This window comes from Cellulosimicrobium sp. NPDC057127 (assembly GCF_042670945.1).
In the GTDB taxonomy this organism is placed as follows: domain Bacteria; phylum Actinomycetota; class Actinomycetes; order Actinomycetales; family Cellulomonadaceae; genus Cellulosimicrobium.
The window spans coordinates 74,835-101,127 of record NZ_JBHUUP010000006.1 but is presented as its reverse complement, the minus strand read 5'-3'; the positions used below and the strand labels follow the sequence as shown (position 1 = coordinate 101,127).

Sequence of the window (26,293 nt, the reverse complement as noted above, 5' to 3'; positions counted from 1 at the left end):
GTGTCCCAGCCCTTGCTCTACGCCGTCGACCTCGTCGCGGTCACCGTCCTCGCCTTCGGCCTCTACTTCCCCCGGCACCGCCGCCGCGACCTCGTCGTCGCGTACCTCGGCGTGAACGTGGGGGTGCTCGCCGTCGCGGCCACGCTCGCGAGCAGCACCGTCGGCGCCGGGCTGGGCCTCGGCCTCTTCGGCGTGCTCTCCATCATCCGGCTGCGCTCGAGCGAGCTGTCCCAGACGGAGGTCGCGTACTACTTCGCCGCGCTCGCGCTCGGCCTGCTCGGCGGGCTCGGCAGCGCGACCGGGTGGCTGTCCGTCGCGGGGTCGGCGCTCGTGCTCGTGGTCATGGCCGCGACCGACCACCCGCGCGTCCTGCGCCGCTCGCGCAGCCGGACGATCGTCGTCGACCGCGCGATCCTCGACGAGGACGCCCTCGTGGCACACCTCGAGCAGCTGCTCGGCGCCCGCGTGCACGGCGTCAGCGTGCAGCGCGTCGACCTCGTCAACGACACCACGTGGGTCGACGTGCGCTACCGCACCCCGGAACGTCCCGCGCGAGCCGTCACGACGCCCGCACCGCTCGCGGCCCACGCCGACGTGACGACGGCGGTGCCGGCGAGCCTCGACGCCGCCCCGACGTCGCCTGCCCGCACCCACGTCGGGGCGTCGGCATGACCGCCCCGACCCGCACCGCGCACGCCCGCGTGCAGGAGGCGGTCGGCACGCTCGACGGGATCGGGCTGGACGAGCTGGTGACGTCCGCGGCCCTGCTCACCCGCGTGGACCGCAAGTACGTCCTCGCCGTGGACGAGGCGGTCGCCGTCCTCGCCGCCCTCGCGGGCTCCGGCGTGGCACGGGCCCTTGAGATCGACGGCGCGCGGCAGTTCGGCTACGAGTCCGTGTACTTCGACACCCCCGACCTCGCGTCCTACCACCTCACCGCCACGCGCCGCCGCCGCCGGTTCAAGGTCCGCACCCGCACCTACGTCGACTCCGGCGAGAGCTTCCTGGAGGTCAAGACGCGCGCCGCCCGCGGCACCACGCTCAAGCAGCGCACCGAGCACCCCGGCTGCCCGACGGCGCTCGGTCCCGGCGCCGGGTTCGTCGCCCGGACCCTCGGGGCCGAGGGCGTCCCGGCCGCCGACCGGCTCGCGCTCGAGCCCGGCCTCGTCTCCCGCTACCGCCGCACCACGCTGCACCTGCCCGGGCCCGACGGCGGAGCGCGCGCCACCGTCGACACCGGCCTGGCGTGGGAGCTCGACCACGCCGGACGCCACGCCGGGCGAGCGCCCACGCGCGCCGTCCCGCATCTCGTCGTCGTCGAGACGAAGGGCGGCTCGACGCCCTCCGACCTCGACCGCCTGCTGTGGCGGCACGGCCACCGCCCCGAGCGGATCTCCAAGTACGGCACCGGCCTGGCAATGCTGCGGCCCGACCTGCCGGACGGCCCCTGGCGACGCGTCATCCGACGCCTCGTCGACCCGGCCGCCGGCGACACCCTCACCACCCCGACCACCACCGCCACGATCACCGCCCGGACCGCCGGGCGCCCCGACGACAGGAGCCTGTGATGCGCATCCGCCGACCCCTCACCACCCTCACCGCCGCGGCGGCTGCCGCCGTCCTCACGGGCTGCTCCGCGCTCAGCGGCACCGCCTCCACGGAGGAGCAGACCAGCTCCGCGGCCACCACGACGACCGTCGCCTCGACCGCCGTCGCGGGGCTCACGCCCGACGACGCCCGAGCCGACAACACCGACGTCGCCCTCGACGACACCGACCTGGAGCGGGACGAGGCGTCCGCCGTCGCGGTCGCGCTCGACGGCGACACCGCCACCGTGGACGGCGGTGCCGACGGCGTGAGCGTCGACGGCGCCACGGTCACGATCACGGCCCCGGGCACGTACGTCCTCAGCGGGACGCTCGACGGTCAGGTCGTCGTCGACTCCGCGGCCGACGGCCTGGTGCAGCTGGTGCTCGACGGCGCCGAGATCACCGGCACGACGAACGCCGCGGTGAACGTCCAGGACGCCGACCGGGTCGCCGTCGTGCTCGCCGACGGATCCACCAACACCTTGACCGACGCCGCGTCGTACTCCGGGCAGGACGCCGACGGCGAGCCCGACGGCACGCTGTTCTCGACCGCCGACCTGGTGATCGGCGGGTCCGGCGCCCTCAGCGTGACGTCCGCCGAGAACGACGCGGTCGTCGCCAAGGACGGCCTCGTGATCGCGGGCGGTGACCTCACGGTCGACGCCGGCGACGACGGTGTGCGCGGCAAGGACTACCTCGTCGTCACGGGCGGGACGCTCGACGTCACGGCCGTGGCCGACGGCCTGAAGTCGACCAAGGACGCCGACGAGACCCTCGGGTTCGTCGACGTGCGCGGCGGGACCGTCACCGTCGACTCCGGTGACGACGGCGTCCAGGCGGTGACCGACGTCATCGTCTCCGGCGGCACGCTCGACATCACGGCCGCGGGCGGCGCTGGTGCGACCGTCGCGGACGACGCGTCCGCCAAGGGCCTCACGGGCGACGTCGGCGTCGTGGTCGGCGACGACGCCGCCGTGACCGTCGACGCCGCCGACGACGGCCTGCACTCGAACGGTGCCGTCTCCGTCTCCGACGGGGTGATCGCGATCGCCTCGGGCGACGACGGCGTCCACGCCGACGGCGACGTGTCCGTCTCCGGCGGCGAGCTCACCGTGTCGACGTCCGTCGAAGGCATCGAGGGCACCGACATCACGGTGTCCGGCGGGGCGGTCGACGTCACGTCCAGCGACGACGGTCTCAACGCGACGAACGGGTCGACGACGACCGCGGACGCGACCGGCACGGCGGCCGGGACGACCGACGAGGCGGCCCAGCCGCCCGCCGGCGCAGCGGCCGACGGCACGCGGCCCGAGCCGCCCGCGGACGGTCAGATGCCCGAGCGCCCCGCCGACGGCGAGATGCCGCAGGGAGCGCCCGGCGGCGGGGGCGGTGGGGGTGGCTTCGAAGCGGACGACGGCTCCACGCTCACGATCTCCGGCGGCACCCTCACGGTCGACGCCGAGGGCGACGGGCTCGACTCCAACGGCACACTGACGGTCACCGGCGGCGACACGGTCGTCCAGGGCCCCACGAACGCCGGGAACGGCGCCCTCGACGTCGGCGGGACGCTGGAGGTGACGGGCGGGACGCTGCTCGCCGCGGGCAGCTCCGGCATGGCCGTCGCCCCCTCCACGGACTCCGCGCAGGGCTGGCTCGCGACGGACCTCACCGCGAGCGCCGGCGAGACCGTGACGATCACGGCCGCGGACGGGACGGAGCTCGCGTCGTACACGGTCACGAAGGACACGAGGAACGTCGTCTTCTCCTCGCCGGACGTCACGAGCGGCGAGCCGTACACCGTCACCGCGGCGGGAGTGTCGACGGACGTCACGGCCGGCGAGTGGACGGGCGGCGGCATGGGCGGCATGGGCGGCGGCCGCCGCGAGAGCGGCACGACGACGGACACCGACGACGCGACGACCACGTCCTGACCGACCCCCGACGCGGCTCGGACCGGCAGGAGCCCGGGCCGGGGCCGGGTGAGACGGAGCAGGAGGGGTGGGTGGGTGCGCCGCGTCGTGGCGGGTCTGGCGGGAGCGGGCCGAGGAACGAGGTCCGCGGATGGTAGACGCGGCGCACCCTCCCACCCCTCGCCCTAGGCGACCACCACCTGCTCGACCATGACGTCGTACGGTGGGAGACGTGCCCTCCGACCCGTCGACGCCGTCGCCCTCCTCCCCGGCGCACGTCGCGACGTCCTCCGCCGACCTGCCGGCGTCCGCGGTCCCGACGGTCTCGTCACGGTTGACGTGGCGCCCGAGCCAGCCCCCGCCGTCGGGCAGCGGGCCGGCGCCGCGCACGGGCACGGTCGAGGACGCCGTCGAGCTGCTGCGGGGACTGCGCGTCACGGCGCTCACCGGCGCGGGTGTCTCCACGGACTCGGGCATCCCCGACTACCGCGGCCCGGACTCCCCGCCGCGGAACCCGATGACGTACCAGCAGTTCGTGCAGGACGAGGCGTTCCGCCGTCACTACTGGGCGCGCAACCACGTCGGGTGGCAGCACGTGCACCGCACCCATCCGAACGAGGGGCACCGCGCGCTGGTGCGGCTCGAGGAGGCGGGTGTGCTCGTGGGGCTGATCACGCAGAACGTCGACCTGCTGCACGAGGACGCGGGCAGCCGCACGGTCATCGACCTGCACGGTCGCTACGACCGCGTGATCTGCCTCCAGTGCGGGCGCGTCATCTCGCGCGAGCACCTCGCGGAGCGCCTCACGGCGCTCAACCCCGGCTTCCTGGAATCGGTGACGGAGGTGGGCGACGTCGAGATCGCGCCCGACGCGGACGCCGTCATCGAGCAGACGTCGCACTTCCGCCCCGCCCCGTGCGAGTTCTGCGGCGGCGTCCTCAAGCCGGAGATCGTCTACTTCGGCGAGAACGTGCCGCGCGAGCGCGTGGACCGTGCGTACGCGCTCGTCGACGAGGGCGACGCCCTCCTCGTCGCGGGTTCGTCACTGACCGTGATGAGCGGGCTCCGTTTCGTCCGCCACGCGGCGAAGGCCGGCAAGCCGGTCGTCATCGTCAACCGCGGCGCCACCCGCGGCGACCCCCTCGCGACCCTCAAGGTCGAGGCCGGCGTCTCGGAGACCCTCGCGACCCTCGCCGACGCCCTGGGCTGACGCGGGGCCCGACCTTCTTCAGCGCTGGGTACCGAAGAAGTCGCGCAGCACCTGCCCGCACTCCTCGGCGCGGACGCCCGACACCACCTCGACCGCGTGGTTGGCGCGCTGGTCGCGCACGAGGTCCCACACGGAGCCGGTCGCGCCGGCCTTCGGGTCCCACGCGCCGAGCACGAGCCGTTGCACGCGGGACAGCACGAGCGCGCCCGCGCACATGACGCAGGGCTCGAGCGTGACGACGAGCGTGCAGCCCTCGAGCCGCCACGTCCCGAGCGTCGCGGCGGCCTGGCGCAGCGCGAGCACCTCGGCGTGCGCGGTCGGGTCGCCGGTCTCCTCGCGCCGGTTCCGCCCGAGGCCGAGCACGCGCCCGTCCGGTCCGACGACGAGCGCCCCCACGGGCACGTCGTCGCTCGCGAGCGCGTGGGTGGCCTCGTGCAGCGCGAGGCCCATGAGCGCGTCCCAGACCTGGCGACGTCCGTCGAGCGTGGGCGGCGGGAACGCGCCTGCTGCCCACGGGGTGTCCAGGCCCGGGCGGGACGCGTCGCCGTGGTGCGGGGCGTCGTCGGGCACGGGACCTCCGGAGCTGTCAGCGGGACACGACGCCGGAGAGCGACGTGGTGCTGACAGCCGGGGACCGCCGCGAGCGTGTCAGCCGCCCACCAGGCTATAGAGCACCGTGACGCTGACAAGCCACGCCGGCCGTCCAGTACCGTTGCCGTCATGCGCCTGCACGTCGCCGACCACCCCCTCGTCGCCCACAAGCTCACCGTCCTGCGGAACAAGGAGACGGCGTCGCCGACGTTCCGGCTCCTCGTCGACGAGCTGGTGACCCTCCTCGCGTACGAGGCGACGCGGGACGTCCGGGTGGAGCCGCACGAGATCGAGACGCCGGTCACGACCACCACCGGTGTCCGGCTCGCGGAGCCGCGCCCCCTCGTGGTGCCGATCCTGCGCGCCGGGCTCGGGATGCTCGACGGCATGACGCGCCTGCTGCCGACGGCCGAGGTCGGGTTCCTCGGCATGCAGCGCGACGAGGAGACGCTCGAGGCCGTCACGTACGCGAACCGGCTCCCGGACGACCTCACGGGCCGGCACGTGTTCCTGCTCGACCCGATGCTCGCGACCGGCGGCACGCTCGTCGCCGCGATCGACTACGTCTTCGCGCGAGGCGCCCGCGACGTCACGGCCGTGTGCCTGCTCGCCGCGCCGGAGGGCCTCGAGGTGCTGCAGGAGGCCGTCGGCGACCGGGTCGACGTGCACGTCGTGGTGGCGTCGGTGGACGAGCGGCTGAACGAGAAGGCGTACATCGTCCCGGGCCTCGGCGATGCCGGGGACCGCCTCTACGGCCTCGTCTGACTCACGACGCCGTCCGGGTCCCACGCGGTCCGGGCCCCGGCGTGTCCGCGATGTGACGCGTCGCGCGCCCCGTTCCGTACCGGATGCTGAGATCTCCGGGTCTCCCTCTTGGCAGCGCCGCCCCGACGCTGCCATGCTCGCTCTCGTGAGCACCCTGACCACCCCCGCCAGCGCGCCGTCCGGCGCGCTCCCGGGCGCGGTCATGTGCGTCTGTTGTCAGGCCTGAACCCTTCCCCCGTTCAGTCCTCGACCCGCCCGCCCGCCGGACCCTCCCGGCGCTGACGTCGGCGGCCCGACGCACCCGGAGCCACCCGTGACCACGCTCACCGCACCCCGCCCCACCCACGACGGCGCACCGCGCCGCCCGGGCTTCGTCCTCTACGTCGGCGTCGAGGCAGCACCCGGCGACTCGCCCGCCGCCGAGCTCGTCGAGCTCGCGGAGGCCCTCGGCGAGCTGGCCCGCGACTGGCTGCCCCACGCCGAGACGTACACCGCGCTCGCCCTCGCCGAGCCCGCCGGCACGACGGCGGAGCGCTCGCCCGTCCCCGACATCGCCGCGTTCCGCGAGCGGCTCGCGGCCCTCGCGCCCGTGCCGCGCGTCGTCGTGGACGACGTCGGGCGGACCGTCACCGTCGACGGACGTCGCACCCGGCTCACCCGGCGCGAGCTCCACCTGCTCTCCTACCTCGCCGACGCCGCCGACCGCGTCGTGACCCGCGCGGAGCTGCTCGAGAGCGTCTGGGCCGACCACGCGGTGGCCCCCGGGAGCCGCACCATCGACGTCCACGTGCGCCGCCTGCGCGGCAAGCTGGGCGTGGAGCACCTGATCACGACCGTGCGCGGCCTCGGCTACCGGTTCGACCCGCAGGTGCCCGTCGTGCTCGCCGGCGCGCAGGCCACCGCCTGACGGCCCGCGACGTTCACCGGGCGGCGACACCGCGTCGGCGCTACGTTCGGGCCATGCGCACAGTCATCGCGGGAGGTCACGGCCAGGTCGGCCGTCGCCTGGCCCGCACCCTCGTGGAACGCGGCGACGACGTGGTCGCCTTCGTCCGGTCGGCCGCGCAGATCACGGACCTCACGGAGGTCGGCGCGCACGTCGCGCTCGTCGACCTCGAGCAGGACGACGCCGTCGCCGTCTCGTTCGAGCTCGAAGGAGCCGACGCCGTCGTCTTCACCGCCGGCGCCGGGCCGGGCAGCGGCACCGACCGCAAGGACACCGTCGACCGGGCGGGCGCCGCGGTCCTCGCCGACGCCGCCGAGCGCGCGGGCGTCCCCCGGTACGTGCTCGTCTCCTCGCGCGGCGTCGAAGCCGCGCACACGGGGAACCGCCCGGACGGCGTCGACGACGAGCTCTGGGCCTACCTGCAGGCCAAGGCGGCCGCGGAGAACGACCTGCGCCGCCGGCCGGTCCTGCAGTGGACCGTGGTCCGTCCCGGACGGCTCACCGACGAACCCGGGGTCGGCCTCGTCGCGCTCGCACCCGTCGACGACGAGGGCCAGCGTCCCCGCGGCAAGCGCCGCAAGGCGAGCACGGAACGTGCCGAGATCACGCGCGACGACGTCGCGCTCGTCGTCGCGGCGCTCCTGCACGAGCCGCGCACCGCCGGGATGGTGCTCGACCTCGTGGGCGGCGACCGCCCCGTGGACGAGGCGCTCGCGGACGTCCTGGCCTGACCGCGCGACACCGGACGGCACCGCGCACGGGCCGCGGCCGACGGCGTCAGCCCTCGCCGCAGCGCCCCTGGTCGTACCACAGCCCGCGACCGATCACCCCGTCGGGGCGCGTGCCGAACGTGTGCCACACCGCGACGTAGTTGCGCCCGCCGAACGACACCAGGTCGCCGCGCTCGTACAGCGCGTCGCCGTCCCACGCGGGGGCGCACTGCGGCGCGACGGAGAACGCGTCGACCCTGAGCTGCTGCGACCACGAGCCCGCGTGCACCACGTACGTCGCGCCCCGCGCGTCGACCTGGCCGAGGTCGACGGTCAGGCGCTGTCGGGCCGGCACGTCCCACGAGCCCTTCGCCGCGCCGGTGACGCGGAACGACACGGGCACGTTCGAGCCGGTGTTGTCGAGCACCACGGACACGGCGCGGTACGAGCGGCCCTGGCCGGGGTCGTAGGTCGGCTCGCCGAGCTGGAGGCTCGCCGCGGGGGCCTGGACCGCGCAGTCCGCGGCGGCGTAGCCCGCGCTGACGCGCTCGACGAAGGTCCGGCCGAGCACCTTGCGCGTGAGGTCGAACGTGACCTCGCCGGCCGGGACGGTCATCGCACCCGAGGCGACGTCGGCGCTCACGGACCGGCCCGGTGCGACGTCGCCGAGGTCGTGCGTCCCGTACGGGGTGCGCGCGACCACGTGCATCGCCTCGCCCGAGTCGTTGCGCAGGCTCGGCACGAGGACCACGGCGTCGGCGACGCACCGGGTCGAGACGCCCGCCGAGACGTCCCACGCCGGCACGTACGACGCTCCGCCGAACGCCGCGGTGAGGTCCTGGTCGAAGTAGAACGTGCCGAGCACCGTGCGGGTCTGGAGGAACGCCACCCGGCCCGGCTTCACCTCCGTCGAGCGCGTGTCGGCCACGAGCGTCGCGGTCTGCCCCGGTGCGATCCCGCGCACGATCGGGGAGTTGGGCAGCGAACCGCCGCGCAGCTGCGCGTCGATGGTCTCGGGCGAGTCGTTGGTCAGGGTCGCGACGATCTTCACCGAGCCGTCCTGCCAGCGCGCCTCCACGGACACGTCCGTCGCCCACTGCGGCGAGTAGGCGTACGCGGCGTACTGGCGCGTGACGGTGCGGTCCGCCGACGACCCGTCGAGGCGGGTGGCGCGGAACGTCACCTCGCCGGCGGCGACGTCGCGAGCACCCGTGGGCAGGGCGAGCGTCGCCGTCGTGCCCGGTGCCACCTCGACCGGCCCGGTCGTCCCGAGCGCGCCCGCGTCCATCGTCACGCTGAGCGGCGCCGCCCGGTGGTCGTTGCGGAACGTCCCGGTGAGGACGGCGGACCCGGTGCCGCCGTCGACGACCCAGTCGACCGCCGCGGAGCCGTCCACGGCCCACCGGAAGCAGTCGACGCCCGCGACGTCGTGCGACGCGACCGCGACGCCGTCGGCCAGCACCGAGAACGTGCTGCCGGGAGCGCCGACCCGCGCCTCGAGAGCTCCCGTCGCTCCCCCGCGGACGCGCGTCTCGCCGACGCCCGCGACCGCGAACGTCACGGGCACCGTCGACCGGGTGTTGTCCAGGTGGAGCGTCACGGGCGCGCTCGACGTGTCCGTCGCGGGGTCGAACACGCACTCGCCCACGGTGGGCGCGGCGTCCGCCGCGGGGGCGTACCGGACGGCGGAGTACCGCTCCGCGACGCCCGTGGCCTTGCCCGTGCCGTCGAGCCGGGTCGCCCGGAACGTCGCCTCGCCGGCCGGGAGGTCGCGCGCACCGGTGTCGACGGAGAGCGTGACCTCCTCGCCGGGCCCGACCTCGACCGGAGCGGACTCCCCCGCCGCGCCCGCGTCCAGCACCACGCGCATCGGCGTCGCCACGTGGTCGTTGCGGAACGTGCCGGTCAGCACGACCGAGCCGCCGTCCGCGGTCGCGTCCCAGCCGGACTCCACCGCGGTCTCGACGTCCCAGGGAAAGCAGTCGACGCCCTGCACGGGGTGCGCCGCGAGCTCCGCGCCGTCGGCCAGGACGGCGAACGTCGCGTCGTCCCGCCCGACGGCGCCGGCGACCTGGACGTCCAGCACCTCGCCGCCGGGCACCGTGCGGGCGAGGTCGTCCCGTCCCTGCACGGAGAAAGGCACCGGGAGCGTCGAGGCGCTGTTGTCGTAGTGGAGGGTCACCGCCGCGCTGGACCTGTCCGTCGCGGGGTCGAACGTGCAGAGACCCACGCTCGGGTCCGTCGACGCCGGGGCGATCGCCTGCTCCTCGACGAGCAGCGGGAGCAGGCTCTGGTAGCCCTTGCCGTCGCCGTCGGCGTCCGTGTGCCAGCGGTACTGGCGCAGCACCGCGTTCGCGCGCGGCGTGTCCGTGAGGCCCGTCTCGAGGACGAGCTCGCCCGAGGCGCCCTCGCGCAGCGGAGCGATGGCCGCGGAGTCCGGCACGCGCGACCACGCCCCCGTGTTCGGCGCGAGCAGCCGCACGTCCATGTGCGCGCCCGTGCCGTTCCTCGGCACGGCCGTGAGCCGGACCTTCCCGCCGACGTTCTCCGCGACCATCGACACGTCCGCCGCCGTGAGCCACGGCGGCTGCGTCCAGCAGTCCTCGGCCGCGAACGCGCCCGCGTCGAGCCGGTGCTCGAACGTCTCGTCCGCGATCGTCGTCGACAGCACGACGGCCGCCCTGCCCGCGGGGAACCGCACGCCGTCGTCGACCTGGAGCTCGGCCTTCTTGCCGTGCCGGACGGTCACGGCCTCGCTCGTCGACCCGGCGGCCTCGACGCGGACGGAGAGGTCGTCGTAGGCCGTGTCGTTCGTGTACGTGGCGAGGACGGACGCGACGTCCGGAGCCGTGCACCGCGGCGCGGCACGCTCGGTGACGCCGTCGGCCCGCGCCCACCAGTCGCCCACGTCGAGCACCACGCGCGTCGAGCCGTCGTGCGCGTCGGCCGCGTCGGCGCGCACCGTCAGCGTGTGCTGCGCCGCCTCCGCGCCCTGCGCCGCGACGAGCAGACGGACGTCGAACGTCGCCGACTGCCCGGGCCCGAGGTCCGTGTCGGTCGTGCACGACACCGTCCGGTCGTCCGCGGCGCGGCACGCCCAGCCGTCGGCGCCCTGCCCGCCGCCGACGAGACGGACATCGTCGGGCAGGGGGACCGTGACCACGGGGTCCACCGCGACGCGGTCGCCCGTGTTGCGCACCTCGAGCCTTGTCGTGGCGTCGCCCGGGTTCGTCATGGGGACGGCGAGCGCGTCGACACGGCGACCCGCTCCGTCGAGCGCGGAGACCCGGACCTCCGCACCGAAGTACGTGGCGGGCGTCGGGAGGAACGTGCGCCGCACGGGTTCGACGCCCTGCGCGCGGACCGAGCCCTCGAAGGTGTACTCGCCGCCGGCGTCCGCCTGGACGGTGACGGCGAGCCGGCGCGACTCGCCCGGGCCGAGCACGCCGACGGAGCAGCTGACGAGGCTCGTCCCGCCGGCCTGCGGCTGCGCGGCCCCGCACGGCACCGTCTCCGTCCGGACGACGGTGGCGACGCTCGACCCGCCCACGACCCGCGCCGTGGGTGCCTGCACGCCGGGCGGCAGGACCAGGTCGACGAAGACCTGCTCGGCAGCACGCCCGCCCGAGTTCGAGGCCGTGACGACGAGGTCGGCCGGCTGGCGCGCCGCGAGCTGCACCGACCCGAGCGACAGGTCGAGCGCGGCGGGCTGCACGGGCGGCGGGGGGTCCGGCGGGACGGTGCCCGGGTCCCCGGGCGGCGGCGTGACCGAGACCTGCTCGCCCACGGGGGGCGGAGCCTGTCGCCCGTCGGTCGCCGACGTGCCGGGCGTGGTGGCCGTGTCCTCGACGGGCGCGGTCCCCAGCGCGTCCCCGGACGGGACGTTGGCGGGTGACGCCGGGTCCGTCGCCGGGTCGGTCGTCCCGTCGTCCGGGGTCGTCGAGGGGTCACCGGCGGACGGGGCCTCCGTCGACGTGCCGCCCGGACCGGGCTCCTGCGTCGAGGTCGCCGCCGTCGGCTCGTCCTGCGGCGGGTCCTCCGGCGTGAACGCACCGAGCGCGCCGGCGACGCCGAGCCCCGCGACCGCGACGACACCGGCCGCCACGGCGGCCGCAGCCAGCGGCGCGGACGCGACGAGCGCGGCGAGGCCCGTCGCCGTCGCGGCGGCGGCCGTACCGGCACCGCCGGCGACCGCGCCCACCGTCGCGGCCCCGGTCGCCGCGACCCCGGCCACCGACCCGCCCGCCACGCTCGTGCCCGCCGCAGCCGCACTGGTCGCCGCGGTGCCTGTCGCCGCGGTACCCGTGGCCGCCGTGCCCGTCGCCGCCGTCCCGGACGCGGCCGTGCCGGTCGACGCGGCACCGGTGCTGGTCGACGCGCCGGCCGACCCCGCGCTCCCGGTACCCGCACCGCCGCTCCCGGTGGCGCCCGAACCCGCGCCGCCCGAACCCGTGCCACCGGCCGACCCGCTCCCGCCGCCCGCGGCGGCGGCGAGGGCGGCCGCACCGGCACCGACGCCCGCGCCCCCGCCGACGGGCAGCGCGGTGCCGACGAGCCCGAGCGCACCGACTCCGAGGACCAGCGGCGCGATGACCGCACGCATGCCGTGCGAGACGTCGCCCAGCTCGAGCACGAGTGCGCGGCAGTCGCCGCAGCCCTCGAGGTGCGCCTCGACGCGCGCCGTCTCGCGCTTCGCGAGCCCGCCGCGCACGAACGACCCGAGGAGCGAGCTGACGCCCTCGCACTCCTTCGCCGGCACGGACGAGAGGTGCTGCTGCAGGTACGCCTGCCGCAACCCCTCGCGCGCCCGGTACGCGAGCGCGGACACGCCGTTGGCGGTGAGGCCGAGGATCGGCGCGATCTCCGCCGGGGAGAGGCTCTCGACCTCGGTGTACCAGAGCACGGCGCGCCAACGCTCGGGCAGCGTCTGGTACGCCCGGGTGACGACCGACCGCTCGAAGCCCTCGAGCGTCGGGTCCTCCGTCGAGGCCATGGGTCCGAACGCCGACTCGAAGGTCCGCTCGTCGTCGGTGGGCTCGGTGCGCCGCGCACCCTTGACCAGGTCGTACGACAGGCGCCGGACGACCGTGAACAGGTAGGCGCGGAACGTGACGTCGGGACCGCCACCGTTCTGCAGGACGGAGAGCGTGCGGGCGAAGGCGTCGGAGACGACGTCGTCCGCGTCCGCCGTGGAGCGCACGTACTGGCGCGCGACCGTCCGCGCGGCGGCCGCGTGGCGCTCGTAGAGGACGCCGAAGGCACTCGCGTCGCCTGCGCGCACGGCCGTGATGAGCTCGGCGTCGCTGAACGCCTCGCTGCCCACGTGGGATCGTGCTTCGGTCATGCCACCGCCCCGCCATCGCCCTGCTCCTGCAGGACCCACAACGCGCCCATACTAGACGCATGACCATCGCGTCCGGCAGGGGGCCGTGCGTGGCGAGACGAGCGGTGTCGAACCCGAGCTCCACGACCCCCGATCCCGAGTCCTCGACTTTTCACCCCCACGAACCCGCGTCATGACGGAGCACCTCGACCGTCTCGTCCATATGGATCACCTCCATGCTGGGTACGCCGTGCCCGCGGACGCCGCGGAGACGCTGCGCGACTCGTGGCGCGCAGCGAGCGTCGCGAGCGTGTGGCGGCGCCCCGGCGACTGGTACCACCCCGCCGTCGACGCCCTCACGGAGGCCGTCTGCGACGAGCGCGACGTCACGCCGGCCGCCGAGCGCCTCGGGCGCGCGCGCGGCGAGGCCGGGGTCGGCATCGGCGAGGCGATCGACGACGTGGCCTGCCTGTACCTGTCGGACGACCGCGCACCCGACCTGGAGATGCTGCGTGCCGTCGCGGTCGGCTGGGCCGAGGGGTACGAGACCACCCCGATCACGCCCGACGTCCTCGACCCCGAGTCGGGCCTCGCGACCACGCACTACCTCACCCACCGCCTGCGCGAGACGTACGGCCGCGCGCAGCGCACGGGCGTCCCGGTGCCGCGGTCGCACGGGCTGCTCGTGGTCGACGTCGCCCTGGACGACCTCACCGGGTGGCAGCGCTTCGCGCGCTCCGCCGCCATGGGCCGCGCACTGACGCAGACGTTCGGCGACGGGCACCCGATGGCGTCGCTCGGCAACGGGCTCTTCGTCGTGCTCGGCGAGCGGGACGCGGACGACGAGTGGCTGCGCACCGAGCTGCGGCACCGCATCGAGCGCACGGGGCTGTCGCTCGGCGTCTCGGCCATCCTGCGCCGCCCGCCGCGACTGTGGACGGAGCCGTTGCCCGACACCCACCGGGCCGCCGTCCAGCTGCTGAGCACGCTGCAGCGCTGACGCCGCACGCACGACGACGCCCCGGGTCGCACGGGGCGAGCGTGCGACCCGGGGCGTCGGGTCGGGTCAGCGCGGGGTGAAGGTGAGGCAGTCCGCCGTGGCCTCGCCGGACCCGCCCGCGCCCACGCGGATCGAGGGCGCCGAGCACTCGAGCGAGGCGTTGTGGACGCACTCGGTGCGCTGGCACGCACCGACGTGGGCGAGGACCTTCTCGAGGCCGCCCTTGGTGCCGAGCGGGATGAACGTGGCGCACTCGGCGTCACCGGTGTGGCCGGCGATCGTCACCGCGCCGGCGTGGCACCCGTGGTCGTGGTTGTAGCCGCACCCCTCGATCGAGCACTCGACGACCTGGGGCATCTCCATGAGGCTGCTCATCGATCTCTCCGTTCTCCGGGGCCGGGGGGCCGGGGCTCTCATCGTCCACGGTATTCCCGGAATGCGCACGTGAAAAGCAAGGAAGGCCTTGCTCAGAAATGCGCGAGAGAATGCGAATTAGCGCACGTCATTCTTGCGGAATGCGTCTTCGGGCAGGTCACGCGTCCGGCGGCGGTCGAGCGTCAGCGCTCGGCCGACCCGTCGCGCGCGGGGCTCCAGATGACGAGCGCGCGCGTCTCGCTGCGCTCCACGAACGACTGGCGCAGCGCCTCCTCGACGCCGCGCCGCACGCTGCGCCCCCGCGGGACGACGACGACGTCACCGCTCGCCGCGGCCGCGAACACCCGCCCGCCGGGCTCGACGCGGGCGGACAGCGCCTCGACGCGCCGCTCGAGGCGCTCCACCTGGGACTCGAGCGCGAGGATCCGCTGGATCCCGGCGAGGTTGATGCCCTCGTCGTGGCTCAGGCGCTGCACCTCGAGCAGCTTCGCGACGTCGCGCAGGGAGTAGCGCCGCCCGCGCCCGGCCGCGCGCCGCGGCACGACGAGGCCGAGCCGGTCGTACTGGCGCAGCGTCTGCGGGTGCATGCCGGCGAGCGCCGCCGCCTGCGAGATGACGAGGACGGGCGCGTCCTCGGGCACGTCGGGCCGCTCCTGGCCGTCGTCCGCTCGAGCCGTCACGACGCCCGCCCCCTCACTCCGCCGCCTGGCGGGCGAGGTCGGCCCGGACGTCCTGCCCGTCGGTCTCTGCGGCGAACGACTCGACCGCCTCGCGCGCGGCCTTCGACAGCTTCTGCGGCACGACCACCTGGACGGTGACGAGCAGGTCGCCCGTCGCCTGCGCGGTCCGGACGCCGCGCCCCTTGACGCGCAGCGTGCGACCGGAAGGGGTGCCCGCGGGGACCTTGACCCGCACGGTCGCGCCGTCGAGCGTCGGGACCTCGATGGTCGCGCCGAGCGCCGCCTCGGCGAACGTGACCGGGACGGTGACGCGCAGGTTCGTGCCGTCGACGGAGAACACGGGGTGCGGCGTGACGTGCACGGTGACGACGAGGTCGCCGGCGGGACCGCCACCCGCCCCCGGACGGCCCTTGCCGCGCAGGCGGATCTTCTGGCCCTCGCGCACCCCCGGGGGGATGCGCGTCGTGACGGGGCGCCCGTCCACCGTGAAGGTGACGGTCGAACCCTCGACGGCCTGCCGGAACGGCAGGGTGGTGGTCGCGGAGACGTCGGCGCCGGTCTGCGGACCGCCGAAGCCGGCGCCGCCGAACCGCTGTCCGCCGGCCGCACCGCCGAACATCGAGCCGAGGATGTCCTCGAACCCGGCGCCGCCCTGGGCCCCCGACGAGTAGCGCACGCGCCCGCCGCCCGGTGCTCCGGCGCCGCCGAACATGCCGCCGAAGAGGTCCTCGAACCCCGCCGCGCCACCGCCGCCGGGGCCCGCGGAGAACCGCGCTCCCCCGCCCGCCATCGCGCGGATCGCGTCGTACTGCTCGCGCTGCTTCGCGTCGGACAGGACCGCGTAGGCCTCGCCGATCTCCTTGAACCTGGCCTCCGCCGCGGCGTCGCCCGGGTTCTGGTCCGGGTGGTACTGCCGGGCCAGCTTGCGGTACGCCTTCTTGATCGCGGCGTCGTCGGCGTCCTTGGGGACGCCGAGCGCGGCGTAGAAGTCCTTCTCCATCCAGTCCTGTCCGGTCACGACGCCTCCCTCCTGTGCTTCGTCGTCGTCCTCGACCTCCGTGCGGTGCTGATCGTCGCGTGCCCGCCCGTCGCGTGCACGCCCGTCGCGTGCCCGACGACGGGCCGCACCTGTGCGGGTGCGGCACCGCCGTCGGGCACGTGGCCGGGTGCTACTCCGGCCCCACGACCGAGACGCGCGCGGCGCGCACGACCCGGTCCCCGATCCGGTAGCCCGGCTCGATCACGAGGTTGACCGTCGTGGACGTCGCCTCGGGGTCGGTCTGGTGCATGAGCGCCTCGTGCACGGTCGGGTCGAACTCCTCGCCGACGGTGCCGTAGCGCTCGACGCCGAAGCGCTCGAGGCTCGCGTCGAGCTTGTCGGAGATCGCCGCGAACGGCCCGGTCAGCTCGCCGTGCTGGCGCGCCCGGTCGACGTCGTCGAGCACGGGCAGGAGCGCGGTGAGCACGTCCTCCACACCCTTGGCACGCGCGGCCTCCTGGTCGCGCAGCGCCCGGTTGCGGTAGTTCGTGAAGCTCGCGCGCTCGCGCTGGAGGGCGTCGAGGTGCTCGGCCGCCGCAGCCTGCGCCGCGAGGACCGCCGCGTCGACCTCGGCCTCGCCGGACGGCTCGAAGTCGAGGCCCTCGAGGGGGTCCGACGACTGCGGCGCGTCCCCGCCGTCGCCCTCCGTGCCGCCGCCCGCCCCGGCCGCGCCCTCGCGCGGCCGGGAGGTCTGCGGGTCGACCTTGCGCTTGTCCGTGAACTGGAAGGGCTTGTCCTCGGGGCCCTGACCGGGCTCGCGCCCGGCCTGCTCCTCGGGACCCCGGGGGTTCTCCGCCGTCACTTCTTGTCGTCCTCGTCGTCGACGATCTCGGCGTCGACGACGTCCTCGTCCGGAGCGCTGCCGGCGCCCGCGGCGGCGGTCGCGTCGTCGGTCGCCGCGCCCGGGTCGCCCGCCGCCTGCTCCTGCTCGGCCGACGCGTAGAGCGCCTGGCCGATCTGCTGCGCGGACGCGACGAGCTTGTCGTGCGCGGACTTCACGGCGTCTGCGTCCTCGCCCTCGAGCGCGGTCTTGACCGACGCGATGTCGGCCTCGACCTCGGTGACGACGTCGGCGGGGAGCTTCTCCTTGTTCTCGGAGACGAGCTTCTCGGTCGAGTACACGAACGTCTCGGCCTGGTTGCGGGTCTCCGCCTCCTCGCGACGCTTCTTGTCCTCGGCCGCGTGCTCCTCGGCCTCCTTGACCATGCGGTCGATGTCCTCCTTGGGCAGCGCCGAGCCGCCCGTGATGGTCATCTTCTGCTCCTTGCCGGTGCCGCGGTCCTTGGCGCCGACGTGGACGATGCCGTTCGCGTCGATGTCGAAGGTGACCTCGATCTGCGGCACGCCGCGCGGGGCCGGCGCGATGCCGGTGAGCTCGAACGTGCCGAGCGGCTTGTTGTCGCGCGCGAACTCGCGCTCGCCCTGGAACACCTGGATGAGCACCGACGGCTGGTTGTCCTCGGCCGTCGAGAAGATCTCGCTGCGCTTGGTCGGGATGGCCGTGTTGCGCTCGATGAGCTTGGTCATCACGCCGCCCTTGGTCTCGATGCCGAGGGACAGCGGGGTGACGTCGATGAGCAGGACGTCCTTGCGGTCGCCCGAGATGACGCCGGCCTGGAGCGCGGCTCCGACGGCCACGACCTCGTCCGGGTTGACGCCCTTGTTGGGCTCCTTGCCACCGGTGAGCTCGCGCACGACGTCGGCCACGGCCGGCATGCGGGTCGAGCCGCCGACGAGCACGACGTGGTCGATGTCGGACACGGAGACGCCCGCGTCGGAGATGACCTTGTGGAACGGGGCCTTCGTGCGGTCGAGGAGGTCCTGCGTCATCTGCTGGAACTGCGCGCGCGTGAGCTTCTCGTCGAGGTGGATGGGGCCGTTCTCGCTCATCGACAGGTACTGCATCGAGACGTTGGTGCTCGTCGCGGACGACAGCTCCTTCTTCGCCTGCTCGGCGGCCTCGCGCAGGCGCTGGAGCGCGATCTTGTCCTTCGACAGGTCGACGCCCGAGCTGTTCTTCACCTGCTTGATGAGGTGCTCGACGATGCGGTTGTCCCAGTCGTCGCCGCCGAGGCGGTTGTCGCCCGACGTCGCGCGGACCTGGATGGTCGAGAACTCGTCCTCGTCCTTGCCGACCTCGAGGAGCGAGACGTCGAACGTGCCGCCACCGAGGTCGAAGACGAGGATGAGCTCGTCCTCCTTGCCCTTCTCCAGGCCGTAGGCGAGCGCGGCCGCGGTGGGCTCGTTGACGATGCGCGTGACGTTGAGGCCGGCGATCTGGCCCGCGTCCTTCGTGGCCTGGCGCTCGGCGTCGTTGAAGTACGCCGGGACGGTGACGACCGCGTCGGTGACGGGCTCGCCCAGGTACTCCTCGGCGTCGCGCTTGAGCTTGCCGAGGATGCGCGCGGAGATCTCCTGCGGCGTGTACTTCTTGTCGTCGATCTCCACGTCCCAGTCGGTGCCCATGTGGCGCTTCACCGAGCTGATCGTGCGGTCGACGTTCGTGACCGCCTGACGCTTGGCGACCTCGCCGACGAGGACCTCGCCGGTCTTGGAGAAGGCGACCACCGACGGCGTCGTGCGCGACCCCTCGGCGTTCGCGATGACGGTGGGCTCGCCACCCTCGAGGACGGCGACCACCGAGTTCGTGGTGCCGAGGTCGATCCCGACTGCTCGTGCCATGTGTGCTGCCTCCGTGAGTGCGTGGCCGGGGCCGCCGGTGCGACGGCCGGCACCCGGACCGGGTTGAGTCTGCTTCGCTCAAGGTAGGCACGTCGACCCGCTCCGTGCAAGCTGGCGACCCCGAACTTGAGCCTGCCTGACTCAACCCTCCCGCGCGACGACCTATTCCCCTTGGACGCGAGTCCGGAGCGCGGCTCGGTGGCGCATCAGGCCGGGCCCAGTCCGGCGATCAGCAGCTCCACGGCCGCCCGTGACTCCGACGCCCACAGCGGGCGGTCGGCCGCCGACCCGATGCCGTGGAGCACGATCATCACGGCCCCGACGACCGCACCGTCGCGGAGGGCGCCGTCGACGGCCGCACGGGCCATCAGATCGGCAACCGTGCGCTCGAGCTCGCTCCCACCGTCGGCCCGGACGGCAGGGTCGACGACGGCCACGAGCGTGCGCGCGAGGCCCGCGTGCGCCACCAGGTAGTCCACGAAGCCGCGCAGGAGCGCGTCGAGGTTCTCGCGGGCCGACCGCGCCGGGTCGCGCGCCTGGTCGCAGAGCGCAGCAACCTCGCCCTGGTACACGGCCCCTGCCAGCGCCTCCCGCGTCGGGAAGTGCCGGTAGAGGGTGCCCACGCCCACGCCGGCACGCGCCGCGAAGTCGTCGAAAGGCAGCCTCTCGTCGCGATCGAACGCCGACCGCGCGGCCGCCACGATCGCCTCTCGGTTGCGGCGGGCATCGGCGCGCATCCGTTTCGCGTCACTCATCGATCCTCCTTGACAAGCGGAGACGTCCTCCATATCGTCCCAGACGGAGGAAGCCTCCACTTTACTCGAAGGGCACCCCGTGCGGATCCTGATGTTCGGCCGAGGCGTCATCGCGACGCTGTACGGGCGCGCGCTGCACGCCGCGGGGCACGACGTCGAGTTCTACGTGCGTCCAGGTCGCGCCGAGAAGTACGGCGGCGAGGTGCGCGTCGACGTGGTCGACGCACGGCGCGGTCTCGGCCGGCGGGTGCGCGAGTCGTTCCGGACCCCGCTACGGGAGTCCGTCGCCCCGGGGGCCGGATTCGACCTGGTCGTGCTCAGCGTCGCGCACCACCGCCTCGCGGAGGCGGCGGCGTTCCTCGCCCCGCGGATCGGCGGGGCCACCGTGCTCGTCTTCGGCAACGTCTGGGAGGAACCCCACGCCGCGGTCGCGCCGCTTCCTGCCGATCGGGTCGTCTTCGGTTTCCCGCAGGGGGGCGGCGGGTTCGGGGACGACGGCGTGCTGCACGGCGCGTTGATGCGCTCCGTCGTCATCGGCACGGCCGGGGCGTCGCCGAGCGGGCGGGAGCTCGACGTGGCGCGAGCCTTCCGTCAGGCAGGTTTCACCGTTCGGGACGAGAGGGACATGCGAGGGTGGCTGTGGCTGCACTTCGTGGCCGACGCCGGGATGTTCGCCGAGGCGGTCCGCCGTGGTGGGCTCGCCAACATGATCGGCGACCGTCGGGCGTTGCGAGATGCGTTCCGCACGGCTCGCGAGCTGCTGCCCGTCCTGCAGGCCCGGGGCGTGGACCTCCGCCGGCACCGGCGCGCCCTGCTCCCGTACCGACTGCCACGCCTGGCCGGTCTCGCCTCGGCCTGGGCGACCGCGCAGCTGCCGGTCGCCCAGGTGAGTCTCGCGATGCACACGGATCCCGACACGCCGGAAGCGCGCGCCGTCCTCGCAGACACGTCGCGCGAAGCGCGCCGGCTCGGCGTCCCCGCTCCGCGCCTCGAGGTGTGAGTCCGCCAGGTTCCGCGAGGGCGGACTGGCGAGCCGCTCACCCTGCTTCTCAGAGCAGCTCGACGGCGTCGGCCTGCGGCCCCCGGTCGCTCTGCCGCACCTTGAACCGGACCCGGTCGCCCGCCTCGAGGACCTCGTCGCCCCGCACGACCGACACGTGCACGAACAGGTCCTCGCCCCCGGCGTCGGGCGTGATGAACCCGAAGCCGCGCTCCTCGTCGTAGCGCGCGACCGTGCCCTCGCCCCCGCGCACGGGCGCGCCGCCGGCGCCCGCGGGCCGGCCCGGCCGACCGCCGGCGGCCGGGCGCCCGCTCCCGGAGCCGCGCACGAGCCGCAGGTTGCGGGCGCTCGGGCCGCGGTCGCCCTCGACGACGTCGTACGCCACGCGCGCCCCCTCGACGAACCCGGTCATGCCGGGACCGAGCGCGCTGGCGTGGACGAAGACGTTGTCGCCGCCGCCGTCCGGGGCGATGAACCCGAAGCCCTTGGTGTCGTCGTACCAGGACACGGTGCCGTCCGCCCCGTCCGAGGGCACGGCGGACCGGTCGGCCTGTGCCCCGAGCGGCAGCAGGTGGGCCGCCTGCGGACCCCGCTCCCCCGCGACGACGAGGAACGCCACCCGCTGCCCCTCCGAGATCACGCCGCCCCCGACGATCGCCGAGCTGTGCACGAAGATCTCGGCGCGACCGTCGTCGGGCGTGACGAAGCCGTACCCCTTGGTCGGCTCGTACCAGGAGACGGTGCCGAGCACCCCCACGGCCGCGTCGGCGGCGCGCTCCCCCGTCACGCGGACGCGGCGCGCCTGCGGGCCCCGGTCACCCTCGCCCACCTCGAACTCGACCGCCTGGCCCTCGCGCAGCAGCCGCGGTCCGTCGTCGCCGACGATCTCGGACGCGTGCACGAACAGGTCCTCCGCCTCGTTCCCGAGGTCGATGAAGCCGAACCCTCGATCGGCGTCGAACCATCGGACAGTTCCCTGGGGCACCTCGAACTCCTCGTCTCAGCAGACATTGCTCCTCCCAGTGTCCCCCGGCGGCACCGCGGACGCGTGCGTCCGGCCGTCCTCCGAGGACGGGCGGCGACGGAGGCCCTGCGGCAGCATGGGGACGTCGCGGCGACCGGTCGCGCAGGACCGGAGGACCACGTGGCCAAGCCCGACGACGTGCACGAGCCCGACGCGACGACGTCGGACCACGACGAGAGCGCACCGCACGAGCGCGAGGACGAGCCTGCGACGACCGAGGAGAAGGACGAGGCCCTCGACCGCGTGGTCCTCGAGGGGCGCCCGCGGCTGTACCGCAGCACCGCCGACCTGCTCGCGACGGGCACCGTCGCGGGCATCGAGGTGGGCGTCGGCGTGCTCGCCCTGCTCGTCGTCGTGCACGAGACCGACAGCGTGCTGCTGGGTGCGCTCGCCTTCTCGGTCGGGTTCATCGCCCTGCGCCTCGGCCACAGCGAGCTCTTCACGGAGAGCTTCCACGTGCCCGTGATGGTGGTGGTCGCCGGGGAGGCGCGCTGGACACACATGCTGCGCCTGTGGGGTGGCACTCTGCTCGGGAACCTCGTCGGCGGCTGGGTGCTCGCCTGGCTGGTCGCGGTCGCGCTGCCCGACCTGCACGCGACGGCGGGCGAGCTCACCCACGAGTTCCTCGACCGCCCGCTCGACCTGGAGACCTTCGCGCTGGCGGTCCTCGCCGGTGCCGCGATCACGCTGCTGACCCGCATGCAGAACGGCACCGACGACGACGTCGCGCGGGTGGTCGCCGCCGTCGCGATCGCGTTCGTCATCGTGGGCACCGGCCTGCTGCACTCGGTGCTCGACACGATCATCACGTTCGTCGCCGTGCACGCCGGCGAGCCGGGGGTCTCCCTCTCCGCGTGGCTGCCGTGGTTCGGCTGGGTCGTGCTCGGCAACGTCGTCGGCGGGCTGGTGCTCACCACGCTGCTGCGGGTCGTCCGGAGCCGCGAGCGCCTGATGCAGTGGCGGCACGCGGACACGTGACCCCGGCCGGCGACGTCCCGCGGTCGTCTTTCAGCCGTCGCTGCTGCGCGTCGGGTCCACCTCGAACCCTGCGGTCGGGTCGGTCTCGTCGCCGACGGCCCCCCGGCGCGGGTCGCCCGGGTCGACCGACGTCGGCACGTCGGGGTCCTCGGGGAGGGTGTCGTTCGCGAGGGCGGGGAACGCCCCGGCGGAGCCGATGTCGGGCTCGGTCGCGGTTTCCTGCGGCGATCGGCGCGGCCCGTCGTCCGACCGCTCCGCCCAGTCCTGCTCGTCGCCCGTCCCGCGCTCCTCGTGCGGTGCCGTGCTCACGTGGCTCTCCTCTCGTCGGGTCGCCGGCGCGCCGCCGACTCTCTCGACCGTAGGCCGGTGGGCGCCACCCACAACTCGGGTGGCGCCCACCGGCGCCGTCCGTCCCGCGGTCAGCGGTCCGCCGTCAGCCGTCAGCCGTCAGCCGTCCTTGCCGTGGCGGGGGCCGTCGTGGTCCCGCCGGGCGGCCTCGCGCTGGTCCTGCTGGGCCGCGACGCGCAGCTCGCGCCCGCGCTCGACGTCCTCGTGCATCTTCTCCTCGCGCTTGTCGCTCGCCCGCGTGTCCTTGGGCGGCAGCTGGATGGACTCCTCGGCGGCGATGCCGCCCTGGAGCTGGCGTCCGCGCTCGAGCTCGGCGTCCAGCTCCGCGCCGAAGAGCAGCGCGAGGTTGGTGATCCACAGCCACAGGAGCATGACGATGATGCCCGCGAGCGTGCCGTACGTCGCGCCGTAGTTGGAGAAGTTCGCGACGTAGAACCCGAACGCGACCGAGGCGATGATCCACACGACGATGGCGACGAGCGCCCCGACGCTGATCCACCGGAACTTCGGCTGCCGCACGTTCGGCGTGACGTGGTAGAGGATCGCCACGATCACGACGACCAGCGCGAGGACCACCGGCCACTTGGCGATGCTCCACACCGTCACCGCGGTCGAGCCCAGCCCGACGGCGTCGCCGACCGAGCGGGCGATCGGCCCCGTGAGCACGAGCGCTCCCACGATCAGCGCGGCGAGGACCACCGTGACGATCGTGACGAGCAGCATCACGGGACGCAGCTTCCAGATCGGCCGGCCCTCGTCGATCTCGTAGATCCGGTTCATCGCGCGCCCGAAGGCGCCGACGTACCCGGACGCCGACCACAGGGCGAGCGCGACACCGAGGACGAGGGCGAGGCCGGCCCTGCCACCGCCGCTCGCGGCGTTCTCGACGATGGGCTCGATGATCCGCAGCACCTGCTCGGGGATGACGCCCTCGAGCGTCGACAGCACGCTGTCGACCGCCCGCTCGCCGTTGCCCACCAGGCCCAGCACGGACACCAGCGCCAGCAGCGCGGGCGCCGCCGCGAGCACGGCGAAGTACGTCAGCGCCGCGGCCAGGTCGAGACACTGGTCGCGCATGAACTGCCGCAGCGTCGTGCGCAGCGAGTACGTGAACGACGGCTTGTGCAGGTCCGTCGGGGCGGCCGGCTTGCGCCGGTCGTCCGGCGCCGGTGCTCCGGCCCGTTCGGACGAGCTGTCGATGTCGGTCATGCCACCTCCCGTGGTCGGTACCGGGTCGTCGGCCGCAGGTCAGCCGTTGCCGGTGGCCTGCGAGCGGACGTCGCCCGCCGCCTCCTTGCCGTGCTCCCCGACGGAACGCGCCGCGTCCTTCGCGGACTCCGTGACGGCCTGCGCGCTCTCCTGCGCCGGCTCCTTGAGGTCCTGGACCATCTCGTTCGCCGTCTGCTTCACGTCGTCGACGAGCGGGGCGGCCTTCTCCTTCACGCCCGCGGCGGCGCGGCGCTCGGTGCTGCTCGACGGCAGGAGCGACGCTGCGACGAGGCCCACGCCGAAGGCGATCAGACCGACCGCGAGCGGGTTGCCCTGCGTCTGCTCCCGCACGGCGCCCGGCGCGGACGAGACGGTGCCCGCCACCGACGACGCCGTGTGCCGCGCCGAGTCGGCGACCGACGACGCCGCGCCGCGCCCGCGGTCCGCGAGGTCGTGCGTCGTGTCCCGTGCGCTGTCCGCCGAGTCGTGGGCCGAGCCCATGACGCGGTCCTTGGCGCGTGACACGCCGCCGCGCACGCGGTCGACCTGGCGCCGCGCCGCGTTGCTCGGGCTCACCTTGTCGCCGAGCGCGTCGACGTCACGGCTCAGCTCGGTGCGCGTGCGCTCGATGTCGGCGCGGATCTCTTCGGGGTCGTTGGTGCTCATGCGTTCTTCTCCTCGTGTCCCTGGAGCGCGTGGGGGATCTTCTTGACCGAGTCCGTGGTCCGCGGCATCCCCTCGACCGCGCGCATCTCCTTGCGGCCGAGCAGGGCGAGCACCGCGGCGACCACGGCCCAGACGACGGCGACGACGACGGCCGACCAGCCCCACCCCATGGCGGTGCCCAGCCCCCACCACAGCGCGATCGACAGGAAGAGCAGGACGAAGTGGCCGGCGATGCCTGCGCCGCCGAACATCCCCGCGCCCTTCCCGGCGCGCTGCGCCGACTGCTTCGCCTCGGCCTTCGCGAGCTCGACCTCCTGACGCACGAGCGTCGACAGGTCGCGGCTGACCTCGGAGACGAGCTCGCCGAGGCTCGGCTGCTCGCCTCCCGCGCGGTCGCCGCCGGCGGCGGTCGCTCCCGCGTCCGGCGTGGTCCCGGCGCCGGGCCGTGCCGTGTTCGCCGCGGCGAACGGGTCAGGTGCGGTCGACATCGGTGTCACCTCCGTCGCTCGCCGGTCGGGCCGGCATCGACGGCGGGAACTGCGGGGACCCGGTCGTGCCGGCGGCCGCGCGCGGCAGCGTGGTCTCCGACGGGGGCGGCGGCGGCTGGTTCGCCAGGTCCGGGTAGGTGGAGCCGCCCGCGTACCCGGGCTCGGTCCCGGCCGTCGCACCGGACGTCGGCGCTCCCGCACCGGCACCGGCGTACCCGGTGTCCGCCGCGCCCACGTACCCGGCGGTCGAGTATCCGCCGTCGCCGTAGCCCGTGCCGCTGCCGACCCGGGCGTGCGCCCCGCGCCCGTCGCCCGACCGTTCGGAGCTCTCGCTGCCGTCGGCGTCCTTCATGCCGCGCAGCAGCCGGCCCACGACCAGGCCCGCACCCGCCGCGATGGCGAGGAACGCCCCCGGCCGGCGCCGCGCGAAGTCCTCGACCTCGCGCAGGACGGAGCTCGGCTCACGGTCCTCGAACCACTGGGCGACCTGCGTCGTCGCGGCACCGGCACGGTGCACCAGCTCGCTCGCGTACCCCGGGTCCTCGGTCCCGTCGGCCATCTGGTTCAGCTCGTCGCCGAGGCTGCGCAGCCCGCCCGCGAGCCGCTGCTGCTGCGACTGCGCCTGGGACTGCAGCTCGTCGCGCGTCTGGCCGACCAGCCCGCGGGCACGGTCCTTCGCCTCGTGCGCGACGTCGCGTGCCTTGTCCTTGGCGTCGTCGGCGACCTCGCGGCCGGCGTCGCCGGCGCTGGACGCGGCCCCGCCGAGGCGCTCCTTCACCCCGGAGCCCTGCTGCCCGGCACCCGAAGGCGTCGACGGGTCCCGCGGGCCCGTCCCGGCGCCGTAGGGAACGTTCGTCTCGCTCATGGTCGCACTCCTGTCGTCGTGCCCCACCCGGTCGGTGCACCGGGAGAGTCGGCGGCGGAGGGGCCGCATGGCTCACCTCCGCCGTACGGGCCCTGTGCTGGACCTGACTCCACGGTAGGGCGGCACGAGCCACCCACAAC

24 protein-coding genes are annotated in these 26,293 nt (G+C 74.7%); 10 read left to right on the top strand and 14 right to left on the bottom strand.

Annotated elements, in window-relative coordinates:
• The 4 genes from ACFTZA_RS07880 (at position 1) to ACFTZA_RS07865 (ending at position 4,709) form a co-directional block, all read left to right on the top strand.
• A complete protein-coding gene (locus ACFTZA_RS07880) occupies positions 1 to 672 on the top strand; it encodes a DUF4956 domain-containing protein (protein ID WP_378192563.1) in 672 nt (223 codons plus the stop codon).
• A complete protein-coding gene (locus ACFTZA_RS07875) occupies positions 669 to 1,568 on the top strand; it encodes a VTC domain-containing protein (protein ID WP_378192561.1) in 900 nt (299 codons plus the stop codon). Before ACFTZA_RS07880 ends, ACFTZA_RS07875 begins: the two co-directional genes overlap by 4 nt.
• Positions 1,568 to 3,520 carry a carbohydrate-binding domain-containing protein gene (locus ACFTZA_RS07870; RefSeq protein WP_378192559.1) on the top strand — a complete coding sequence of 651 codons (1,953 nt, stop codon included), beginning with the start codon at positions 1,568 to 1,570 and terminating at the stop codon, positions 3,518 to 3,520. The genes ACFTZA_RS07875 and ACFTZA_RS07870 overlap by 1 nt, the downstream gene beginning before the upstream one ends.
• A 313-nt stretch (positions 3,521 to 3,833) precedes the next feature.
• Positions 3,834 to 4,709 carry an NAD-dependent protein deacetylase gene (locus ACFTZA_RS07865; protein WP_378192846.1) on the top strand — a complete coding sequence of 292 codons (876 nt, stop codon included), beginning with the start codon at positions 3,834 to 3,836 and terminating at the stop codon, positions 4,707 to 4,709.
• Between the two features lie 18 nt (positions 4,710 to 4,727).
• On the opposite strand, the gene tadA is transcribed toward ACFTZA_RS07865, so the two are convergent.
• The gene (gene tadA / locus ACFTZA_RS07860) at positions 4,728 to 5,159 is read right to left on the bottom strand and encodes a tRNA adenosine(34) deaminase TadA (RefSeq protein WP_378192844.1); all 432 of its coding nucleotides are present in this window, start codon (positions 5,157 to 5,159) and stop codon (positions 4,728 to 4,730) included.
• 270 nt (positions 5,160 to 5,429) lie between these two features.
• On the opposite strand from tadA, the gene upp reads away from it, so the two are divergent.
• The 3 genes from upp to ACFTZA_RS07845 all read left to right on the top strand — a co-directional run bounded on the left by upp (position 5,430) and on the right by ACFTZA_RS07845 (position 7,742).
• Positions 5,430 to 6,065: a uracil phosphoribosyltransferase gene (gene upp / locus ACFTZA_RS07855; RefSeq protein WP_378192556.1), complete on the top strand. Its 636-nt coding sequence runs from the start codon at positions 5,430 to 5,432 to the stop codon at positions 6,063 to 6,065.
• A 313-nt stretch (positions 6,066 to 6,378) separates the two neighbouring features.
• Positions 6,379 to 6,972, top strand: a complete 594-nt coding sequence (locus tag ACFTZA_RS07850; RefSeq protein ID WP_378192554.1) for a winged helix-turn-helix domain-containing protein — start codon at positions 6,379 to 6,381, stop codon at positions 6,970 to 6,972.
• Between the two features lie 53 nt (positions 6,973 to 7,025).
• On the top strand, positions 7,026 to 7,742 hold the full coding sequence (locus ACFTZA_RS07845; protein ID WP_378192552.1) for an NAD(P)H-binding protein: 717 nt from the start codon (positions 7,026 to 7,028) through the stop codon (positions 7,740 to 7,742).
• A gap of 46 nt (positions 7,743 to 7,788) precedes the next feature.
• Here the strand turns inward: ACFTZA_RS07845 and ACFTZA_RS07840 are convergent, their stop codons facing one another.
• On the bottom strand, positions 7,789 to 13,065 hold the full coding sequence (locus ACFTZA_RS07840) for a sigma-70 family RNA polymerase sigma factor (RefSeq protein WP_378192550.1): 5,277 nt from the start codon (positions 13,063 to 13,065) through the stop codon (positions 7,789 to 7,791).
• A gap of 172 nt (positions 13,066 to 13,237) precedes the next feature.
• Here ACFTZA_RS07840 and ACFTZA_RS07835 point away from each other — a divergent pair, with 172 nt between their 5' ends.
• On the top strand, positions 13,238 to 14,044 hold the full coding sequence (locus ACFTZA_RS07835; RefSeq protein WP_378192547.1) for a hypothetical protein: 807 nt from the start codon (positions 13,238 to 13,240) through the stop codon (positions 14,042 to 14,044).
• Between the two features lie 66 nt (positions 14,045 to 14,110).
• Here the strand turns inward: ACFTZA_RS07835 and ACFTZA_RS07830 are convergent, their stop codons facing one another.
• From ACFTZA_RS07830 to ACFTZA_RS07805, 6 genes are all read right to left on the bottom strand, one after another.
• Positions 14,111 to 14,419 (bottom strand): DUF1540 domain-containing protein, encoded by a 309-nt coding sequence (locus ACFTZA_RS07830; RefSeq protein ID WP_378192545.1) that lies wholly within the window; start codon positions 14,417 to 14,419, stop codon positions 14,111 to 14,113.
• A gap of 182 nt (positions 14,420 to 14,601) precedes the next feature.
• Complete coding sequence (locus tag ACFTZA_RS07825) at positions 14,602 to 15,006, bottom strand: heat shock protein transcriptional repressor HspR (protein ID WP_378192842.1); 405 nt, start codon at positions 15,004 to 15,006, stop codon at positions 14,602 to 14,604.
• A 106-nt stretch (positions 15,007 to 15,112) separates the two neighbouring features.
• A complete protein-coding gene (locus tag ACFTZA_RS07820) occupies positions 15,113 to 16,117 on the bottom strand; it encodes a DnaJ C-terminal domain-containing protein (protein ID WP_378192543.1) in 1,005 nt (334 codons plus the stop codon).
• A 151-nt stretch (positions 16,118 to 16,268) separates the two neighbouring features.
• Entirely contained in the window at positions 16,269 to 16,940 is a 672-nt protein-coding gene (gene grpE / locus ACFTZA_RS07815; RefSeq protein ID WP_378192541.1) for a nucleotide exchange factor GrpE, read from the bottom strand.
• A complete protein-coding gene (dnaK, locus tag ACFTZA_RS07810; protein ID WP_378192539.1) occupies positions 16,937 to 18,820 on the bottom strand; it encodes a molecular chaperone DnaK in 1,884 nt (627 codons plus the stop codon). The genes grpE and dnaK overlap by 4 nt, the downstream gene beginning before the upstream one ends.
• A gap of 206 nt (positions 18,821 to 19,026) precedes the next feature.
• Complete coding sequence (locus ACFTZA_RS07805; RefSeq protein WP_378192537.1) at positions 19,027 to 19,575, bottom strand: TetR/AcrR family transcriptional regulator; 549 nt, start codon at positions 19,573 to 19,575, stop codon at positions 19,027 to 19,029.
• A 79-nt stretch (positions 19,576 to 19,654) separates the two neighbouring features.
• Between ACFTZA_RS07805 and ACFTZA_RS07800 the strand changes: the two genes are divergently transcribed.
• Positions 19,655 to 20,575, top strand: a complete 921-nt coding sequence (locus ACFTZA_RS07800; protein ID WP_378192535.1) for a ketopantoate reductase family protein — start codon at positions 19,655 to 19,657, stop codon at positions 20,573 to 20,575.
• Positions 20,576 to 20,624: 49 nt separating this feature from the next.
• Here ACFTZA_RS07800 and ACFTZA_RS07795 read toward each other — a convergent pair whose 3' ends face one another.
• Complete coding sequence (locus tag ACFTZA_RS07795) at positions 20,625 to 21,560, bottom strand: cold shock domain-containing protein (RefSeq protein WP_378192533.1); 936 nt, start codon at positions 21,558 to 21,560, stop codon at positions 20,625 to 20,627.
• Between the two features lie 159 nt (positions 21,561 to 21,719).
• Here ACFTZA_RS07795 and ACFTZA_RS07790 point away from each other — a divergent pair, with 159 nt between their 5' ends.
• A complete protein-coding gene (locus tag ACFTZA_RS07790) occupies positions 21,720 to 22,577 on the top strand; it encodes a formate/nitrite transporter family protein (RefSeq protein WP_378192531.1) in 858 nt (285 codons plus the stop codon).
• A gap of 30 nt (positions 22,578 to 22,607) precedes the next feature.
• On the opposite strand, the gene ACFTZA_RS07785 is transcribed toward ACFTZA_RS07790, so the two are convergent.
• From ACFTZA_RS07785 to ACFTZA_RS07765, 5 genes are all read right to left on the bottom strand, one after another.
• On the bottom strand, positions 22,608 to 22,886 hold the full coding sequence (locus ACFTZA_RS07785) for a hypothetical protein (RefSeq protein ID WP_378192529.1): 279 nt from the start codon (positions 22,884 to 22,886) through the stop codon (positions 22,608 to 22,610).
• A 138-nt stretch (positions 22,887 to 23,024) separates the two neighbouring features.
• Positions 23,025 to 24,134: a YihY/virulence factor BrkB family protein gene (locus tag ACFTZA_RS07780; RefSeq protein WP_378192527.1), complete on the bottom strand. Its 1,110-nt coding sequence runs from the start codon at positions 24,132 to 24,134 to the stop codon at positions 23,025 to 23,027.
• A 39-nt stretch (positions 24,135 to 24,173) separates the two neighbouring features.
• A complete protein-coding gene (locus ACFTZA_RS07775) occupies positions 24,174 to 24,800 on the bottom strand; it encodes a DUF3618 domain-containing protein (RefSeq protein ID WP_378192525.1) in 627 nt (208 codons plus the stop codon).
• A complete protein-coding gene (locus ACFTZA_RS07770; RefSeq protein ID WP_378192523.1) occupies positions 24,797 to 25,288 on the bottom strand; it encodes a phage holin family protein in 492 nt (163 codons plus the stop codon). The genes ACFTZA_RS07775 and ACFTZA_RS07770 overlap by 4 nt, the downstream gene beginning before the upstream one ends.
• Positions 25,272 to 26,153, bottom strand: a complete 882-nt coding sequence (locus ACFTZA_RS07765; RefSeq protein WP_378192521.1) for a hypothetical protein — start codon at positions 26,151 to 26,153, stop codon at positions 25,272 to 25,274. Before ACFTZA_RS07765 ends, ACFTZA_RS07770 begins: the two co-directional genes overlap by 17 nt.
• Positions 26,154 to 26,293 lie beyond the last annotated feature (140 nt).

Coding starts and splice junctions, on each gene's coding strand:
- upp (WP_378192556.1), top strand. CDS start 5,430: ATGCGCCTGCACGTCGCCGACCACCCCCTCGTCGCCCACAAGCTCACC.
- ACFTZA_RS07845 (WP_378192552.1), top strand. CDS start 7,026: ATGCGCACAGTCATCGCGGGAGGTCACGGCCAGGTCGGCCGTCGCCTG.
- ACFTZA_RS07765 (WP_378192521.1), bottom strand. CDS start 26,153: ATGAGCGAGACGAACGTTCCCTACGGCGCCGGGACGGGCCCGCGGGAC.
- ACFTZA_RS07770 (WP_378192523.1), bottom strand. CDS start 25,288: ATGTCGACCGCACCTGACCCGTTCGCCGCGGCGAACACGGCACGGCCC.
- ACFTZA_RS07835 (WP_378192547.1), top strand. CDS start 13,238: ATGACGGAGCACCTCGACCGTCTCGTCCATATGGATCACCTCCATGCT.
- ACFTZA_RS07875 (WP_378192561.1), top strand. CDS start 669: ATGACCGCCCCGACCCGCACCGCGCACGCCCGCGTGCAGGAGGCGGTC.
- ACFTZA_RS07830 (WP_378192545.1), bottom strand. CDS start 14,419: ATGAGCAGCCTCATGGAGATGCCCCAGGTCGTCGAGTGCTCGATCGAG.
- ACFTZA_RS07805 (WP_378192537.1), bottom strand. CDS start 19,575: ATGAGTGACGCGAAACGGATGCGCGCCGATGCCCGCCGCAACCGAGAG.
- ACFTZA_RS07775 (WP_378192525.1), bottom strand. CDS start 24,800: ATGAGCACCAACGACCCCGAAGAGATCCGCGCCGACATCGAGCGCACG.
- ACFTZA_RS07825 (WP_378192842.1), bottom strand. CDS start 15,006: ATGCACCCGCAGACGCTGCGCCAGTACGACCGGCTCGGCCTCGTCGTG.
- ACFTZA_RS07840 (WP_378192550.1), bottom strand. CDS start 13,065: ATGACCGAAGCACGATCCCACGTGGGCAGCGAGGCGTTCAGCGACGCC.
- ACFTZA_RS07780 (WP_378192527.1), bottom strand. CDS start 24,134: ATGACCGACATCGACAGCTCGTCCGAACGGGCCGGAGCACCGGCGCCG.
- tadA (WP_378192844.1), bottom strand. CDS start 5,159: ATGGGCCTCGCGCTGCACGAGGCCACCCACGCGCTCGCGAGCGACGAC.
- dnaK (WP_378192539.1), bottom strand. CDS start 18,820: ATGGCACGAGCAGTCGGGATCGACCTCGGCACCACGAACTCGGTGGTC.
- ACFTZA_RS07870 (WP_378192559.1), top strand. CDS start 1,568: ATGCGCATCCGCCGACCCCTCACCACCCTCACCGCCGCGGCGGCTGCC.